A 15,563-nucleotide genomic window follows, 5' to 3' on the forward strand; every position below is an offset into this window, starting at 1 on the left:
GTCGGCGGACTCGCTGCGGTCGTCCTGCCATAGGCTTGCCGAGTGAAGGCAATCAGACGGTTTACGGTTCGCACGGTTCTCCCGCAAGCGCTTGCTGGCCTGGAGGAGCTCGCGTCCAATCTGCGCTGGTCGTGGCATGAGCCGACCCGCCAGTTCTTCAGGGCCATCGACCCTGTGCTGTGGGACGAGACAGGTCACGATCCCATTGGGATGCTCGGTGCCGTCGAGCCCGCCAGGCTCGACGAACTCGCGGCCGACCAGGAGTTCGTGGGGACAGCGACGTTCCTCCTCGACGGGCTGCACCAGTACCTGCGCGAGCCGCGGTGGTACCAGCAACTCGAGGGTGCGCCGGCATCCATCGCCTATTTCTCCCCCGAGTATGGAATTGCCGCAGCGTTGCCGCAATATTCCGGCGGGCTGGGAATTCTTGCCGGTGACCACCTGAAGAGCGCCTCAGACCTGGGCGTGCCGATCATCGGCGTCGGTCTGTTCTATCGTGCGGGCTACTTCCGCCAGGGCATCTCGCGCGAGGGATGGCAGCAGGAGAGCTATCCCGTGCTCGATCCCGACGGTCTTCCGCTCAGGGTCCTCCGACAGCCGGACGGCCAGCCGGCGAGGGTGACCCTCGCGCTTCCCGATGGCCAGGGCCTGTCGGCGATCGTCTGGGTCGCACAGGTCGGTCGGATCCCGCTGCTGCTCCTGGACACTGACATCGCGGAGAACAGCGACGACCTGCGTTCCGTCACCGATCGCCTCTACGGCGGCGGCGGTGAGCATCGCCTGATGCAGGAGTTGCTGCTCGGAGTCGGCGGTGTTCGTGCCATCGGGCTCTATTGCGAACTCACTGACACGCCGCAGCCCGAGGTGTTCCACACGAACGAGGGTCATGCGGGATTCCAGGCCCTCGAGCGCATCAGCGACCTCATCGGCGAGGGGCTCGGGTTCGCGGATGCCCTGCAGGCCGTCCGCGCCGGAACCGTCTTCACCACCCACACGCCGGTCCCCGCCGGTATCGACCGTTTCCCCGTCGACATGATCGACCGGTACTTCTCCACCGACCTGCTTCCCGGCGTGGCCACCGCGGATGTGCTCGCTCTCGGCACCGAGAGCTTCGTCGGCGGTGACACCGGGATGTTCAACATGGCGGTGATGGGCCTGAGGCTCGCGCAACGCGCCAACGGTGTATCGAAGCTTCATGGCGAGGTGTCGCGCGGGATGTTCGGGGCCCTGTGGCCCGGATTCGACAACGCCGACGTGCCGATCACCTCCGTCACCAATGGCGTGCATGCGCCGACGTGGACCGATCCGCAGATGCTCGATCTCGCCCAGAAGAGGTTCGGCACCGTCGACACCACCGCCGTCGACTGGTCGTCACCGACCGTCACCGACAGCGACCTCTGGGAGGTGCGTGGCCGGATGCGCGAGCAGCTCGTCGCGGATGCCCGCCAACGCACAGCAGAGGCCTGGCAGGAGCAGAACCCCGGAGTGGGTGCCCCTGCGTGGTTCTCGGGACTGCTCGATCCGACGGTGCTGACAATCGGATTTGCGCGGCGTGTTCCGACCTACAAGCGCCTCACGCTGATGCTGCATGACCCCGAGCGCCTGCGCGCGCTGCTGCTGCACCCCGAGCGACCCGTGCAGCTCGTGATCGCCGGCAAGTCGCATCCCGCAGACGACGAGGGAAAGCGACTCATCCAGAAGCTGGTCGAGTTCAGCCAAGATCCCGAGGTGCGTGAGCGCATCGTGTTCCTTCCGAACTACGACATCGCGATGGCGAAACTGCTGTACCCGGGAACCGACATCTGGTTGAACAACCCGTTGCGCCCCCTGGAGGCGTGCGGAACATCCGGCATGAAGGCAGCCCTGAACGGATCTCTCAACCTGTCGATTCTCGATGGCTGGTGGGCCGAGTTCTACGACGAGGAGAACGGCTGGGCGATTCCGTCAGCCGACTCCGCGGGCGACGGTGCCGAGCGTGACGAGGTCGAGGCGAACAGCATGTACGACCTCATCGAGCACCAGATCGCCCCGAGGTTCTACGACAGGGGAGCGGACGGCGTGCCGTCCCGCTGGGTCGACGGCATCCGCCACACCCTCGCCACCCTGTCGCCATCGCTGTCTGCCGACCGCATGGTGCGGGAGTACGTCGAGCGACTCTATGTTCCGGCTGCGGAGGCGGCCAGGGTCATCAGTGCGAACGCCTACCAGCCGGCGCGCGAGCTCGCGGCCTGGAAGTCGAGGGTGACCGAGGCATGGCCAAAGGTGCATGTCACGCATGTCGAATCCGGGGGAGTCGACACGGTTCCCCAGGTCGGAGACGAACTGCACCTGCGCGCGACAGTCGACATCGATGGACTGGATGCCAGTGACCTCAGCGTCGAGATCGTCTACGGCCGCGCTCGCGACGGAGACATGCTGGAGAACGTCAAGCACGCGCCGCTCGAACTGATGCCGTCATCGCCCGGCCAGCCGAAGGTGTTCGGCGGCACGGTCCCGCTGTCGCGCGCCGGAAGCTTCGGCTACACCGTACGCGTCGTGCCGCGGCATCCGCTGCTCGCGTCACCCTCCGAACTCGGGCTGATCGCGATCGCGGAATAAAGATCGCGGGCTGAGATTCAGGCTGAGATTCAGGCTGAGATTCAGGATCGACCGATGGCTGCCACCACCGCACCGGTGGCAGCCAGCAGGTCGCGCGGCGTGAGTTCGATATCGAAGCCGCGCCGCCCTCCTGAAACGAAAACTGTGTCGTAGAGTTCGGCGGTCTCGTCGAGCACGGTGGGATTCCTGGTCTTCTGGCCGATGGGGCTGATCCCGCCGACCACATATCCGGTGCGGCGTTCGGCGAGCTTCGGATCCGCCATGGCGGCTTTCCTTCCGCCGACCGCGATGGCGAGCGCTTTGAGGTCGAGCTTGCCCGAGACCGGGACTATCGCCACCACCAGGTGGCCGTCCACCTCCGCCATCAGCGTCTTGAACACCTGGCCCGGATCGAGCCCGAGCACTGTCGCGGCTTCGAGGCCGAAACCGGTGTTGCCAGGATCGTGGGCGTATTCATGCTCAACGAAGGGGAGGCCCGCCGCCGTGAGTGCAACGGTCGCCGGCGTCCCGCTCATCGCTCAGTGCGCCCTGAACAACTGCATCGACGCGCCGCCGACGACCAGGTCGTCACCGGGAGCGTGATCGGTCATCCATTCCGTCGCGTCTTCCACGGCCGAGTCCCACAACAGCGTGTACCCGCTGACCCCGGCATGCTCGGGCAGCGTGACTGTCACGTCATCTTCGAGCCCGTGGACGATGAGCAGGATGCGGTTGAACTCTTCGAACTCCGGCGTCGATGCGGCGAGGTACTGGAGCGTACGTTGCTCGGGGGAGTCCCAGTCCGTCTCAGACATCGACCTGCCCTCTTTGTTGTACCAGTCCATCTGGGTGGCCGACGGAATCGTTTCACCCGCGATTCCGTAGCGCACCGGCCGCAGCGCCGGATTGTCGCGCCGGAACTCGATGAGCTGCCGTGCAACTTCGAGCAGTTCGTCCTGCCAGTCCTCACGTTCCCAGGGCAACCACGTCAGCTCACTGTCCTGGTTGTACGCGTTGTTGTTTCCGCGCTGCGTGCGGCCGAATTCATCGCCCGCCGTGAGCATGGGAATGCCGGCAGACAGCAGCAGGGTCCCGAGCAGGTTGCGCATGGCTTTGCAGCGGGCATCCCGGATCTCGTCGTCGTCGGTGGAACCTTCAGCACCGTAATTGAACGAGTGGTTGTTATCCGTGCCGTCGCGGTTCTTCTCGCCGTTGCCGAGATTGTGCTTCTCGTTATAGGCGGTGAGGTCGGCCATGGTGAAGCCGTCGTGAGCGGTGATGAAGTTGACCGACGCCATCGGCCCTCGGTCGAGCGCGAACACATGAGCAGAGCCAGCGAGCCGGCGTGCGAGCGAGCCGATGCCGTTCGGGGCAGAGCCCGTGGCCCGCGCCGCTCCGATGTCGGTCAGCCAGAAGTCACGCATGCGGTCGCGGTAGCCGTCGTTCCACTCGCTCCAGCCGGCAGGAAAGTTTCCGACCTGCCAGCCGCCCATGCCGACATCCCACGGCTCTGAGATGATCTTCACCCCGGCCAGTTGCGGGTCGTCCCTGATGGCGAGCAGCAGTGGATGCGCCGGGTCGAATACGTTTTCCTCGTCGCGGCCGAGGGTGGCGGCGAGGTCGAAGCGGAATCCATCGATCTGCACGTCGTTGGCCCAGTAGCGCAGCGAATCGAGGATGAGACGCTGGGCGGCAGGTGTCGCGGTGTTGACCGAATTGCCGCAGCCCGTGACATCCACATAGGTGCCGTCCGCTGTCTGCCGGTAGTAGTTCCTGTTGTCGAGGCCGCGAAGGCTCGTGGTCGGCCCCGTGCGGCCCTCTTCGGCCGTGTGGTTGTAGACCACGTCGAGCACCACCTCGAGGCCGGCCTCGTGCAGCAGTTTGACCATGCCCTTGAATTCCCGCAGCACGGCGCCGGTGCCTCCGTGCTGGGCCTCACGGCTCGCGTACGCCGCGTGGGGCGTGAAGAAGTTGAGGGTGTTGTAGCCCCAGTAATTCGTGAGCCCCTGCTTGATGAGGCGCTGTTCGCTCACGAACTGCTGCACGGGCAGCAACTCGATGGTGGTGACGCCGAGATCCTTCAGGTATGCGATTGTGGAATCGTGGGCAAGACCGGCGTAGGTTCCGCGCAGGTGCTCGGGGACGTCCGGATTCAGCTTCGAGATCCCCTTGGCGTGAGCCTCGTACATGACCGTATGGTCCATGCCGATCCTGGGCTTGGTGGACTGACCCCAGTCGAACGTGTCGGGCTCCTGCACGTATCCGCGCCAGTCGCCGCTCGTGGTGCGGTCGAGCCCGCGAGCGTACGGATCGATCAGGTGCAGGTCAGGGCTGAAAGCGTGGCCGGCTGTGGTGGGCCCGGTGGCACGCACCGAATACCGCATACCCGGAACCAGATCGGCGGATGCTACGGTCCACACATCGGCGTCACCGCGGCGCATCGGCAGTCGCTTCGCGATCCAGTTGGCGTCGCGATCGTCGAAGAGACACAGCTCCATGGCGGTGGCGCTGGCGGACCAGACTCGCAGCTCCCCGCCGTCAGCTGTGAGGGTGATGCCGAGGTCGGCAAGGGAATCGGCTTCGGGCATGCGTTCTAGAGTAATGAACGAGTGAGTCGACTGTGTTACACGCGAAGGGAGCGAACCATGGCCATCTATCTTGATCACGCTGCCACGATGCCCATGCCCCCCGCCGTCATCGAGGCGTACACAAGCGCGCTCGGACTGGTCGGCAACCCGTCCTCGATCCACTCCCAGGGCCAGAACGCGAAACGGGTGCTGGAGGAGGCCCGCGAGAGCGTCGCAGCCTCCGTTGGCGCCGATTCGGTGGAGGTGACGTTCACCTCCGGCGGCACCGAGGCCGTGAATCTCGCGATCAAGGGGCTCTACTGGGCGCGACAGGGCGACACTCCGCGACCCCGCATCCTGTCGACCAGGGCCGAACACCATGCCACCATCGACGCCCTCGAGTGGCTCGAGCAGCACGAGGGCGCGGTGATCGACTGGATTCCCGTCTCCGAGACGGGCCGCATCGACCTCGATTATCTGGAGGCCGCGCTCGCCGATGATGTCGCGCTCGTCACCACGCTGTGGGCGAATAACGAAGTGGGAACGATCCAGCCGATCGACTCGATCGTGGCGCTCGCGGCAGCCCGAGGCGTTCCCGTGCATTCTGACGCGGTGTCTGCGTACGGCTATCTCCCTCTCGATTCCCACGCCTCGGGGCTCGCGGCCCTGAGCATCTCGGCACATAAGATCGGCGGCCCGGTGGGCATCGGTGCGCTCGTCATCGCGCGCTCGGCGACCGTCACTCCGCTCATCCACGGAGGAAACCAGCAGCGCGCTCGCTCCGGCACGATGGATTCGGCGGGAGCCGTGGCATTCGGCGTTGCGGCTGAGCTCATCACGCTCGACACTGTGCGCGTCATGCGTGACCGGCTCGTCGACGGTGTTCGGGCTGCTGTGCCCGAGGCAATCCTGCGCGGCGACGCCCACGACAGGCTGCCCGGCAATGCGCACTTCACTTTCCCGGGCTGCGAAGGCGACTCCCTGCTCTTCCTGCTGGATGTCGCCGGCTTCAGCGTCTCGACCGGCTCAGCCTGCCAGGCCGGGGTTCCCGAGGCATCCCATGTGCTGCTCGCGATGGGTCTCGACGAGCCGACGGCCCGCGGAGCCCTGCGCATCACGCTCGGCGCGGAGACCACTGCCGCCGAGGTGGACGCGTTCGTGGACGCGCTGCCGGCCGCCGTCTCCCGTGCCCGCTCCGCGGGTTACGCCGACCGTGAGACGCACCTGGGGCGCTGACCGCCCCTGCCGCCCCGCCGCCGCCCCCGCCGCACACTTTCATCATTCAGGAGGTTGTGGGGCTCACGGGGCTGCAGTGGCTGGAGTGGTCCCGATGCCCCCTCGGCTCTCACCCGCCACACAACCTCCTGAATTATGAAAGGTAAACTGGACCCCATGAAGGTTCTGGCGGCGATGAGTGGTGGGGTCGACTCTGCCGTTGCCGCGGCCAGGGCAGTCGACGCCGGCCACGAGGTGGTGGGTGTTCACCTCGCTCTCAGCCGCCAACCCGGAACCCTGCGCACCGGCGCCCGCGGCTGCTGCACCATCGAAGATTCGATGGATGCCCAGCGCGCGGCCAACATCATCGGTATTCCCTACTATGTCTGGGACTTCTCTGAGCGGTTCAAGCTCGACGTCGTCGACGACTTCATCGCGGAGTACGCCGCAGGCCGCACCCCCAACCCCTGCATGCGCTGCAATGAGCGCATCAAGTTCGCCGCCCTGCTCGAGAAGGCCGTCGCGCTCGGTTTCGATGCCGTCGCCACCGGGCACTACGCGAACATCGTCACGGATGCCGCGGGCAATCGTGAGCTGCACAGGGCCAGCGACGCGGCGAAAGACCAGTCGTACGTGCTCGGGGTTCTCACTACTGAGCAGCTCGCCCACAGCATGTTCCCTCTCGGTACCACACCGTCGAAGGCCGAGGTCCGCGCCGAGGCTGCAGCCCGCGGGTTCAGCGTCGCCTCCAAGCCCGATTCCCACGACATCTGCTTCATCCCCGACGGCGACACCCGCGGTTGGCTCGCCGATAGGGTCGGCGCAGAGCAGGGCGAGATCCTGGATCGCTCGGGGAGTGTCATCGGTAAGCACGAGGGAGCCCTCGCGTTCACCATCGGCCAGCGCAAAGGGCTCAACGTCGGTTATCCGACGGATGACGGCAAGCCGCGCTTCGTGCTCGAGATCCGGCCCAAATCCAACGAGGTCGTGGTGGGTCCACGTGAGGCGCTCGCACTCGGCGAGCTGGCGGGCTCGAAGTTCAGCTGGGCGGGGCTCGACCCCGTGGCATCCGGATTCATCGCCGGAGCCAGCGATTTCTTCGACTGCCACGTGCAGGTCCGGGCCCACTCCGAACCGGTGCCGGCAACGGCACGACTGGTTCCGGATGCGGCCGGCGTCACCGAACTCGTGATCAACCCGGTGGATCCGATTATCGGGGTGTCGCCGGGCCAGACAGCTGTGCTCTACGTCGGCACGCGCGTTCTCGGCCAGTGCACGATCGCTCGCACCGTGAGCGCCGTCCCGGCGACGGTCTAGACCGCGACCGTCTAACCCGCGACCGTCCAGTCCGCGACCGTCCAGTTCACGACCGTCTAACCCGCGGCCGTCCAGTGTGAGGGCCCTCACCCTTCGCGGTCAAGCCTTCACGAGTGTCGCCGGGCGATCATAAGCTGGGGTCGTGGCTGAGAGAAACGACAACAACGCCGACGACGCGATCGTTGTGAGAACCCCACCGGACCTCGCTGCAGCACGTGCAGAAGCTGATTCGGTCACCACGCGCATCCTCGAGTTGCGTGATGCCTACTACCAGCGCAACGCCGCGATCGCCAGCGACGAGGAATACGACGTGCTCGTGCGTCGCTTGGCCGAGCTTGAACGACTCTTTCCGGAGCTGCAGGGCCAGGACAGTCCGACCCAAACCGTCGGCGGTGGCATCTCGGCGCTGTTTGCGCCGGTGACCCACGCCGACCGGATGCTCAGTCTCGACAACGTCTTCTGCGAAGAAGAGTTTCTCGAGTGGAGCGCCAAGGTCGAACGGGATTCGGGGCGACGCGTCGACTTTCTCTGCGAACTCAAGATCGACGGCCTCGCCATCAACCTGCGGTACGAGGATGGACGGTTGGTCAGTGCGGCGACAAGGGGCGACGGAGTCATCGGTGAAGACGTGACGGCCAATATCCTCAGGGTGCCGGGTATCCCGACCGAATTGGCGGGGGAGGGTCACCCGCCGCTGGTCGAAGTTCGTGGCGAGATCTTCCTGACCGTCGTCGCGTTCGAACGCCTCAATGACGGGCTTGCCGGCTTCCGGGAGCGGGTGGAACACGAGGCCATCGCCAAAGGGATCGACGACGACAAGGCGAAGGCGACGGCCGCCCGCCGGTTCCCCGCCCTCGCCAACCCGCGCAACGCGGCCAGCGGAGGCCTCCGTCAGCAGGTCGACAAGAAGACCGGGCTCGAACGTGAGGCGGGCCTTGCCCGTATTGAGTCACTGTCCCTCTACGTGCACGGCATCGGTGCGTGGGCCGATCCGCCCGTCGCCACCCAGTCCGAGATCTATGAGCTGCTTGAGGCCTGGGGCCTGCCGAAGAGCCCTTATTCGTCGGTGCGACCTGACTCTGCGGGAGCCGCGGACTTCATCCGTTATTACGGGCAACACCGTCACAGCGTTGAGCACGAGATCGACGGCGTCGTCATCAAGGTGGACGAGCTCTACCTGCACGAAGAGCTCGGAGCGACGTCCCGCGCACCGCGCTGGGCCATCGCATACAAGTATCCGCCAGAGCAGGTCAACACCCGATTGCTCGACATCGTCGTCTCGGTCGGGCGCACTGGCCGCGCCACTCCGTTCGCCGTGATGGAGCCGGCGCGGGTCGCCGGGTCTGTCGTGCGACAGGCCACCCTGCACAACCAGGATGTCGTGAAAGCCAAGGGCGTGCTTATCGGGGATATGGTCGTGTTGCGTAAGGCCGGTGACGTCATCCCCGAGGTGCTTGGCCCGGTCGTGGAATTGCGCGACGGCACGGAGCGCGAATTCGTCATGCCGACGCAGTGCCCGGAGTGCGGCACCGATCTCGCGCCGGCCAAGCAGGGCGACGTGGATCTCCGTTGTCCGAACGCCCGCAGTTGCCCGGCGCAGGTGCGTGGCCGCGTCGAGCACGTCGGCAGTCGCGGGGCTCTCGACATCGAGGGCCTCGGTGAGGTGGGCGCCGCAGCCCTCACCCAGCCCGATTACCCGGGCGTTCCACCGCTCGTCACAGAAGCGGGTCTGTTCGCACTCACCCTTCCCCAGATCTTCGACATCAGGGTGCGGGTGCGCGACTCGGAGACCGGGCTGGTCAAGCTCGACGAGAACGGGACCGAGCGCACCGAAACTCCCTACAGGCGCAAGCGCGCCAAGAAGGACGGCGAGTTCGACCCGGAGTCCGCCGAGTTCATGGGCAACGCCGACTATGTGCCGTCGAGCGCTGCGCTCAAGCTGCTCAGCGAGCTCGAACTGGCCAAGAGCAAAGACCTCTGGCGCATCCTCGTATCGCTCAGCATCCGGCACGTCGGGCCGGTGGCCGCTCGGGCTCTTGCCAATTATTTCGGCTCGCTCGATGGGATCAGGGCGGCCGACCGTGACGCGCTCGCTGCGGTCGATGGGGTTGGCGGAATTATCGCCGATGCCGTGATCGCGTGGTTCGAGATGGACTGGCATCGCGAGATCATCGAGAGCTGGACGGCGGCAGGCATGCGATTCGCCATCCCCGGTCACGCCGGTCCGGGTTCGGCGGGAGCCAACGACGGTCCGCTCGCCGGACTGACGGTCGTCGCAACGGGCAGCCTGGATGGCTTCACGCGGGAGGGTGCGCTGGAGGCGATCATCGCGGCCGGCGGGAAAGCGGCATCCAGTGTCTCAAAGAAGACCGACTTTGTGGCAGCCGGCCCAGGAGCGGGATCGAAACTGGGCAAGGCGGAAGAGCTTGGCGTGCGCATCATCGACGCTGCGCAGTTCGCGCTGCTGCTGTCGGGCGGGCCGAGCGCGCTCGACTGAGGCCACCCCACCCCGCGCCCCGGAGCCCTCCGAACCCGGTCGGTGGACGCGGATAAGCTACGTGGTCTGCCGACGAAAAATTGCAACTCACGACCGATTAGTGCTTCCGCGACGCAATTCCGCAGCACATTGGCCCTTGAACGACGATTTCCTGCGCGATCTGATGGAACAGGCAGTAAAAGCTCGGTGGTGAGCCGAATTCACGAAGGAAAACGGTGATCCTTCATACAGGGTGGTCTATCCCCTAATATTGGGGGTGCATGGCAGTGCTTCTCGGGGGAGTTGCGCAACACATGCGAGCTGAGGGGGAACCCGACCGTGCTGATAGACGTGGCGGTGCTGACCTCGGCGGCACTGGGACCTGTCGCCGAGGCTTTTGTGGTGCACGAAATCTCCCGACACTCGACGGTGCAGGTCGCCACGATGGCCAGCCACGACATCCTTCCCACCGAACGGGCAGGCTCCGGTCGGGCTGTCGTGTCCCTGGTCTCCTTTCCCATGGATGCATCGACTTTCGCGCGCGTTCCCACCGAGCAGCCCGGTCCCGTCATCGGGCCGCAGCCCGTCACGCAGACTGACACGCAAAGGGGCTCGCAGCCCGTCGAGCAGGTGTCGAGCATCCGCGCTCTGAAGGAACTCGCGCTACTCAGCGGTCCCGATATCTCGAAGTACGTGGCGGCCCATCCCGACGCCATCGGTTCGCTCCTCGCCAGCCCGCCCCCTCCACGCGACGTCACGCTGTGGTGGGCTTCTCTTGACCCGGGTGCGAGGTCGACGCTCGGGAGTGCGACCCCGCAACTGATCGGCAACCTCGAAGGCATTCCGGTGCAGGTGCGGGATGGGGCCAACCGCACCGTGCTCAGCTCGACCATCAATTCCCTGGATCGACTCGTCTCGAGCGATGCCGGCCGGTCGGTCATCGAGAACGCCAGGCAGCAATTGAAAATGCTCCAGTCGATCTCCGACGCGCTGGATGGCGTCGCGACCGGCGATCCGTCAGACGTCTCCCCGTCAGATATTTCCGTGTCGGCGACTGCCAGGTCAGCCGGGACCTTGGCGTCTGACCCTGTCGGCAACACTGTCAGCCACGCCGACGAAGCGAGCCGCACACTGCTCACTCTCGATGTGGCCGGCCAGGGTCGCGCCGCGATCGTGCTCGGTAACCTCGAGACCGCCGACTACGTCACCTATCTGGTGCCTGGCATGTTCTTCACCATCGAGAACCAGATGGGCGCCTGGGCCGAGGCCGCCGATGAACTCTACGAGCAGCAGCTCGAGTGGCTCAGCTACTTCGATTCCAGGTCTGAGTTCAGCTCAGGCCAGTCGAGTTCAGCCCAGCCCGGCTCGGAGCACACGTCAGTGGCCACGGTGGCGTGGATCGGGTACCACACGCCCAACCTCACGAACGTGGGCGGCATCCAGAATGCCGATGAGGGCAGGGACGCGCTTGCCTCTGCGATCAAGGGATTGCAGTCCCTGCGCGCCGCCGACGAGCCGTACATCACCGTGATCGCGCACTCTTACGGGTCGACCGCCGCGCTCATGGCTCTCACCGAATACGACTTCGAGGTGGATGCGCTCGCTCTCGTAGGTTCTCCGGGCAGCCCGGCCAAGTCCGTCGATGACCTGCACGTGCGCGGCGGCAACGTCTATGTGGGCGAGGGGGCGTGGGATCCGATCCCCAACAGCTCCTACTTCGGCAGCGATCCCGGCGCAGCGAGCTACGGCGCGAGGCACATGAGCGTTGCAGGCGGTAAGGATTCCCTGACGGGGGAGCCGCTCCTGGCATCGAACGGTCACAACGAATACTTCAGCCCCGGCACGGAATCGATGCGTAATTTTGCCCTGATCTCAATCGGCAAAGGGCAGTTCGTGACCGGAGACGGTGCCGTCGTGCTGGCAAAGGCATCCGGAACCTCCAAATAGACTGGGTAAATAGACCGGGGCGATCCCCGAAAACTGTTTACGGAGCCGCATGTCTGAAACCACCCTCGGCGCTAACGGCGCCGCGATTACGACCGACGTGGTGTCGCACCTCGCGAACCTCGCACGAATCGCGCTGACCCCCGACGAGATCGTCACCCTCACCGGAGAGCTCGGCGCGATCGTCGACTCCGTGGCGAAGGTCAGCGAGGTGGCGACTCCGGATGTCCCGGCCACCAGTCACCCGATTCCCCTGGTCAACGTGTTCAGGCCTGATGTTCCCGGTGTCACGCTCACGACCGCCGAGGCCCTTGCTGGTGCGCCAGAGCACGACGGCAGCCGCTTCAAGGTCAGCGCCATCCTGGGGGAGGAGCAGTGAGCTCGTTGATCCACCTCTCAGCTTCTGCTCTCGCCGAGAAGCTGTCGACCGGCGAGGTCAGTTCGGTCGAAGCCACCCAGGCTCACCTCGACCGCATTGCCGCAGTTGACGGAGATGTCCACGCATTCCTCCACGTCAACGCCGAGGCCATTGCCGCTGCGACAGATATCGACAGCCGTCGCGCCGCCGGTGAGAAACTCGGCCCCCTCGCCGGGGTTCCCGTGGCGATCAAGGATGTGCTCTGCACGATCGGTATGCCATCGACGGCAGGCTCGAAGATCCTCGAGGGCTGGATTCCGCCATACGACGCCACCCCGGTGGCGAAGCTGAAGTCCGCGGGCCTCATCGCTCTCGGCAAGACCAACATGGACGAGTTCGCCATGGGTTCGTCGACCGAGCACTCGGCGTACGGTCCCACGAAGAACCCCTGGGACTTCTCCCGTATCCCCGGCGGTTCCGGAGGCGGTTCGGCCGCGGCTGTCGCGGCCTTCGAGGCACCTCTTGCTCTCGGCTCTGATACGGGTGGCTCCATCCGCCAGCCCGCGGCAGTAACCGGTTCCGTGGGAGTCAAGCCCACCTACGGCGGAGTCTCACGCTACGGCGCGATCGCCCTCGCGTCCTCGCTCGACCAGGTCGGTCCCGTGGCCCGCACGGTGCTGGATGCCGCTCTCCTGCACGACGTGATCGGAGGGCACGACCCGCGCGACAGCACTTCGCTGACCGATGTCTGGCCGTCGTTTGCCGATGCTGCCCGCGATGGTGCACGCGCCGAGAGCCTCAAGGGCCTGCGTGTGGGCGTGGTGAAGGAATTGGACAGCCCCGGCTTCCAGCCCGGTGTGTCGCAGCGATTCCACGAGGCGCTGGAGTTGCTGACGTCGGCCGGCGCCGAGATCGTCGAGGTGTCTGCACCCCACTTCGAGTACGCGGTCGCTGCGTACTACGTGATCCTCCCGGCCGAGGCATCCAGCAACCTGGCCAAGTTCGATTCGGTGCGATTCGGCATGCGCTCGAAGGTCAGCGGCACCGTCGAGGATGTCATGGCGGCGACCCGCGAGGCCGGCTTCGGCCCAGAGGTGAAGAGGCGCGTCATTCTCGGCACCTACGCGCTGTCTGCCGGGTACTACGACGCCTATTACGGAAGCGCGCAGAAGGTGCGCACTCTCATCCAGCGTGATTTCGCGTCGGCGTTCGAAAAAGCGGATGTGCTCGTCTCCCCGTCGTCACCGACGACGGCGTTCGCGTTCGGCGAGAAGATCGACGACCCGCTGGCGATGTACCTCAACGACGTGACCACGATTCCCGCGAACCTCGCCGGCGTGCCCGGAATGGGCCTGCCCATCGGGCTCGCACCGGAAGATGGACTGCCCGTCGGATTCCAGATCATGGCTCCGGCGCGAGAGGATGCCCGGCTCTACAAGCTCGGAGCAACCCTCGAGCGGCTTCTCGAAGACGGCTGGGGTCACACGCTGCTGAGCCAGGCGCCGAAGCTCTAGCTGGCTGGCTGGCTGGCTCGCGACTGCGGACGGGCTCAGGCCCGCTCGCGGAACGCCACCTGGTTCATCCTGTTCCCGCAGCGCACGCTGCAGAACCGCTTGGATCCGTTGCGGGACAGGTCGAGCAGCAGTCCGGTGCAATCCGGAGCTTCGCACACTCGCAGGCGCCCGGTCTCACCCGACCTGATCACATCGACTATCGCGAGAGACACCTCCACCCTGATCCGCTCGGCGAGTGGAGCGTTCGGCTCCGTGGCATGAAGGTGCCAGTCGAATGGCTCGTGGCGCACGAGGAAGGGCAGGGCGCCGGCTTCTCGCAGCATCCGATTGACCTCGGCCACCGCGTCATCGCGGGGCATGCTCCAGACCCGGCGCAACAGGTCGCGTGTCTGTGCGACGGACTCGCGCTCGGCCTCGTCCCGGTCGAAGTGTCCTGAGTAGCTGTGCGCCTGCAGAAGGGCGGTCAGTTCGGCCACGGTGGCGATCTCATCGAGCCCGCTTTTGGAGGCTCCGGGGTCGGTGTTGGCGAGCGCGACGGTGAAGAGGAGAGTCTCTTCTGTGTCAGGGGCAAAATGCAATTTGACTCCTTATTCTTGGCCAGAGTACCGTCAACTCCAACACCTCCGAAACCCCAGGGACAGGCATCATGAAAGCGCTCATCATCGGCCTCACCGCGTCGCTTGCCTTCGGTGTGTCTGGAGCCTTCATCAAGCCGCTTCTGGAGAATGGATGGAGCCCCACGGTGGCCGTCGCCATGCGCACCCTCGTCGCCGGCCTCGTGCTGCTGCCGTTCGCGATCCATTCCCTGCACCGCAACTGGGGCAGCGTCTGGCGCGCCCGCGGTCGCATCGTCGCGATGGCCCTCGTGGGGGTCGCTGGCACGCAACTCGCCTACTTCGTCGCCGTGCAGCGCATTCCTGTCGGCACCGCGATTCTCATCGAGTATCTTGCACCGATCCTGCTGGTGTTGTTCGCGTGGGCGACGACCCGCGTCATCCCGAAGAAGGTCGTGCTGCTCGGTTCTGCCGTCGCGATCGTCGGTCTCGTGCTCGTCGTCGGGCCGGGGAGCATCGCCGGGGACCTGATCGGGGTGTCGGCCGCGTTCCTGGCCGCGATCGGTGCCGCCACGTACTACCTCATCGCGGCGCGACCCTCCGAGGGGCTGCCGCCGGTAGCGCTGGCCGCCTCTGGGCTGCTTCTCGGCTCCCTGGTGCTCTCCGTGCTCGGTGTCATCGGCGTTCTGCCGTTCACTGCCGCGTTCACCGACATGCCGTTCCTCGGCGGAACGGCCCCGTGGTGGGTACTACTCGGCATTGTCGCCGTCGTCGGCACGGCCATCGCGTACGCGACCAGCATCATCGCCACCGGGATGCTCGGTTCCCGCATCATGTCGTTCGTGGGGCTTCTGGAAGTGGTCTTTGCCGCCATGTTCGCGTGGGTGCTGCTGGGCGAGAGTCTCGGCGTCGTGCAGTTGCTGGGTGGGCTGCTCATCCTCGCCGGCATCGCGTTCGTGCACGCGGAGCGGCCCGCGCCCGTCGAGGTAGTGACGATCGTCACCGACCGGGAGTCCGCGGCATCCACCCCCGGTTAGAATC

The 15,563-nt window shown here is 65.8% G+C and carries 11 protein-coding genes; 8 read left to right on the forward strand and 3 right to left on the reverse strand.

The genetic code is table 11. The annotated features are described in order from the left end of the window. Positions 1-42: 42 nt before the first annotated feature. Positions 43-2,598, forward strand: coding sequence for an alpha-glucan family phosphorylase (gene glgP / locus IWX81_RS00565; protein WP_199279353.1), 2,556 nt, complete (start codon positions 43-45; stop codon positions 2,596-2,598). 41 nt (positions 2,599-2,639) lie between these two features. Here glgP and ybaK read toward each other — a convergent pair whose 3' ends face one another. Together ybaK and glgX are read right to left on the reverse strand one after the other, a co-directional pair. Continuing rightward, on the reverse strand, positions 2,640-3,113 hold the full coding sequence (gene ybaK / locus IWX81_RS00570) for a Cys-tRNA(Pro) deacylase (RefSeq protein WP_199279354.1): 474 nt from the start codon (positions 3,111-3,113) through the stop codon (positions 2,640-2,642). Positions 3,114-3,116: 3 nt separating this feature from the next. Beyond that, positions 3,117-5,165 carry a glycogen debranching protein GlgX gene (glgX, locus tag IWX81_RS00575; RefSeq protein ID WP_199279355.1) on the reverse strand — a complete coding sequence of 683 codons (2,049 nt, stop codon included), beginning with the start codon at positions 5,163-5,165 and terminating at the stop codon, positions 3,117-3,119. 57 nt (positions 5,166-5,222) lie between these two features. Here glgX and IWX81_RS00580 point away from each other — a divergent pair, with 57 nt between their 5' ends. The 6 genes from IWX81_RS00580 (at position 5,223) to gatA (ending at position 13,968) form a co-directional block, all read left to right on the forward strand. Then, entirely contained in the window at positions 5,223-6,380 is a 1,158-nt protein-coding gene (locus IWX81_RS00580) for a cysteine desulfurase family protein (protein ID WP_199279356.1), read from the forward strand. A gap of 156 nt (positions 6,381-6,536) precedes the next feature. Continuing rightward, positions 6,537-7,676, forward strand: coding sequence for a tRNA 2-thiouridine(34) synthase MnmA (gene mnmA / locus IWX81_RS00585; protein WP_199279357.1), 1,140 nt, complete (start codon positions 6,537-6,539; stop codon positions 7,674-7,676). 142 nt (positions 7,677-7,818) lie between these two features. Beyond that, the gene (gene ligA / locus IWX81_RS00590) at positions 7,819-10,173 is read left to right on the forward strand and encodes an NAD-dependent DNA ligase LigA (RefSeq protein ID WP_442977616.1); all 2,355 of its coding nucleotides are present in this window, start codon (positions 7,819-7,821) and stop codon (positions 10,171-10,173) included. Positions 10,174-10,491: 318 nt separating this feature from the next. Beyond that, positions 10,492-12,099, forward strand: coding sequence for an alpha/beta hydrolase (locus tag IWX81_RS00595; RefSeq protein WP_334592483.1), 1,608 nt, complete (start codon positions 10,492-10,494; stop codon positions 12,097-12,099). 49 nt (positions 12,100-12,148) lie between these two features. Further along, positions 12,149-12,475, forward strand: a complete 327-nt coding sequence (gatC, locus tag IWX81_RS00600) for an Asp-tRNA(Asn)/Glu-tRNA(Gln) amidotransferase subunit GatC (RefSeq protein WP_199279358.1) — start codon at positions 12,149-12,151, stop codon at positions 12,473-12,475. After that, positions 12,472-13,968: an Asp-tRNA(Asn)/Glu-tRNA(Gln) amidotransferase subunit GatA gene (gene gatA, locus IWX81_RS00605; protein ID WP_199279359.1), complete on the forward strand. Its 1,497-nt coding sequence runs from the start codon at positions 12,472-12,474 to the stop codon at positions 13,966-13,968. The genes gatC and gatA overlap by 4 nt, the downstream gene beginning before the upstream one ends. Before the next feature lie 35 nt (positions 13,969-14,003). Here the strand turns inward: gatA and IWX81_RS00610 are convergent, their stop codons facing one another. Further along, positions 14,004-14,546, reverse strand: a complete 543-nt coding sequence (locus IWX81_RS00610; protein WP_199279360.1) for a CGNR zinc finger domain-containing protein — start codon at positions 14,544-14,546, stop codon at positions 14,004-14,006. Positions 14,547-14,614: 68 nt separating this feature from the next. On the opposite strand from IWX81_RS00610, the gene IWX81_RS00615 reads away from it, so the two are divergent. Continuing rightward, entirely contained in the window at positions 14,615-15,559 is a 945-nt protein-coding gene (locus IWX81_RS00615) for an EamA family transporter (RefSeq protein ID WP_199279361.1), read from the forward strand. The last annotated feature ends 4 nt before the right edge of the window (positions 15,560-15,563 follow it).

This window comes from Salinibacterium sp. CAN_S4 (assembly GCF_015752305.1).
Taxonomy (GTDB): Bacteria; Actinomycetota; Actinomycetes; order Actinomycetales; family Microbacteriaceae; genus Rhodoglobus.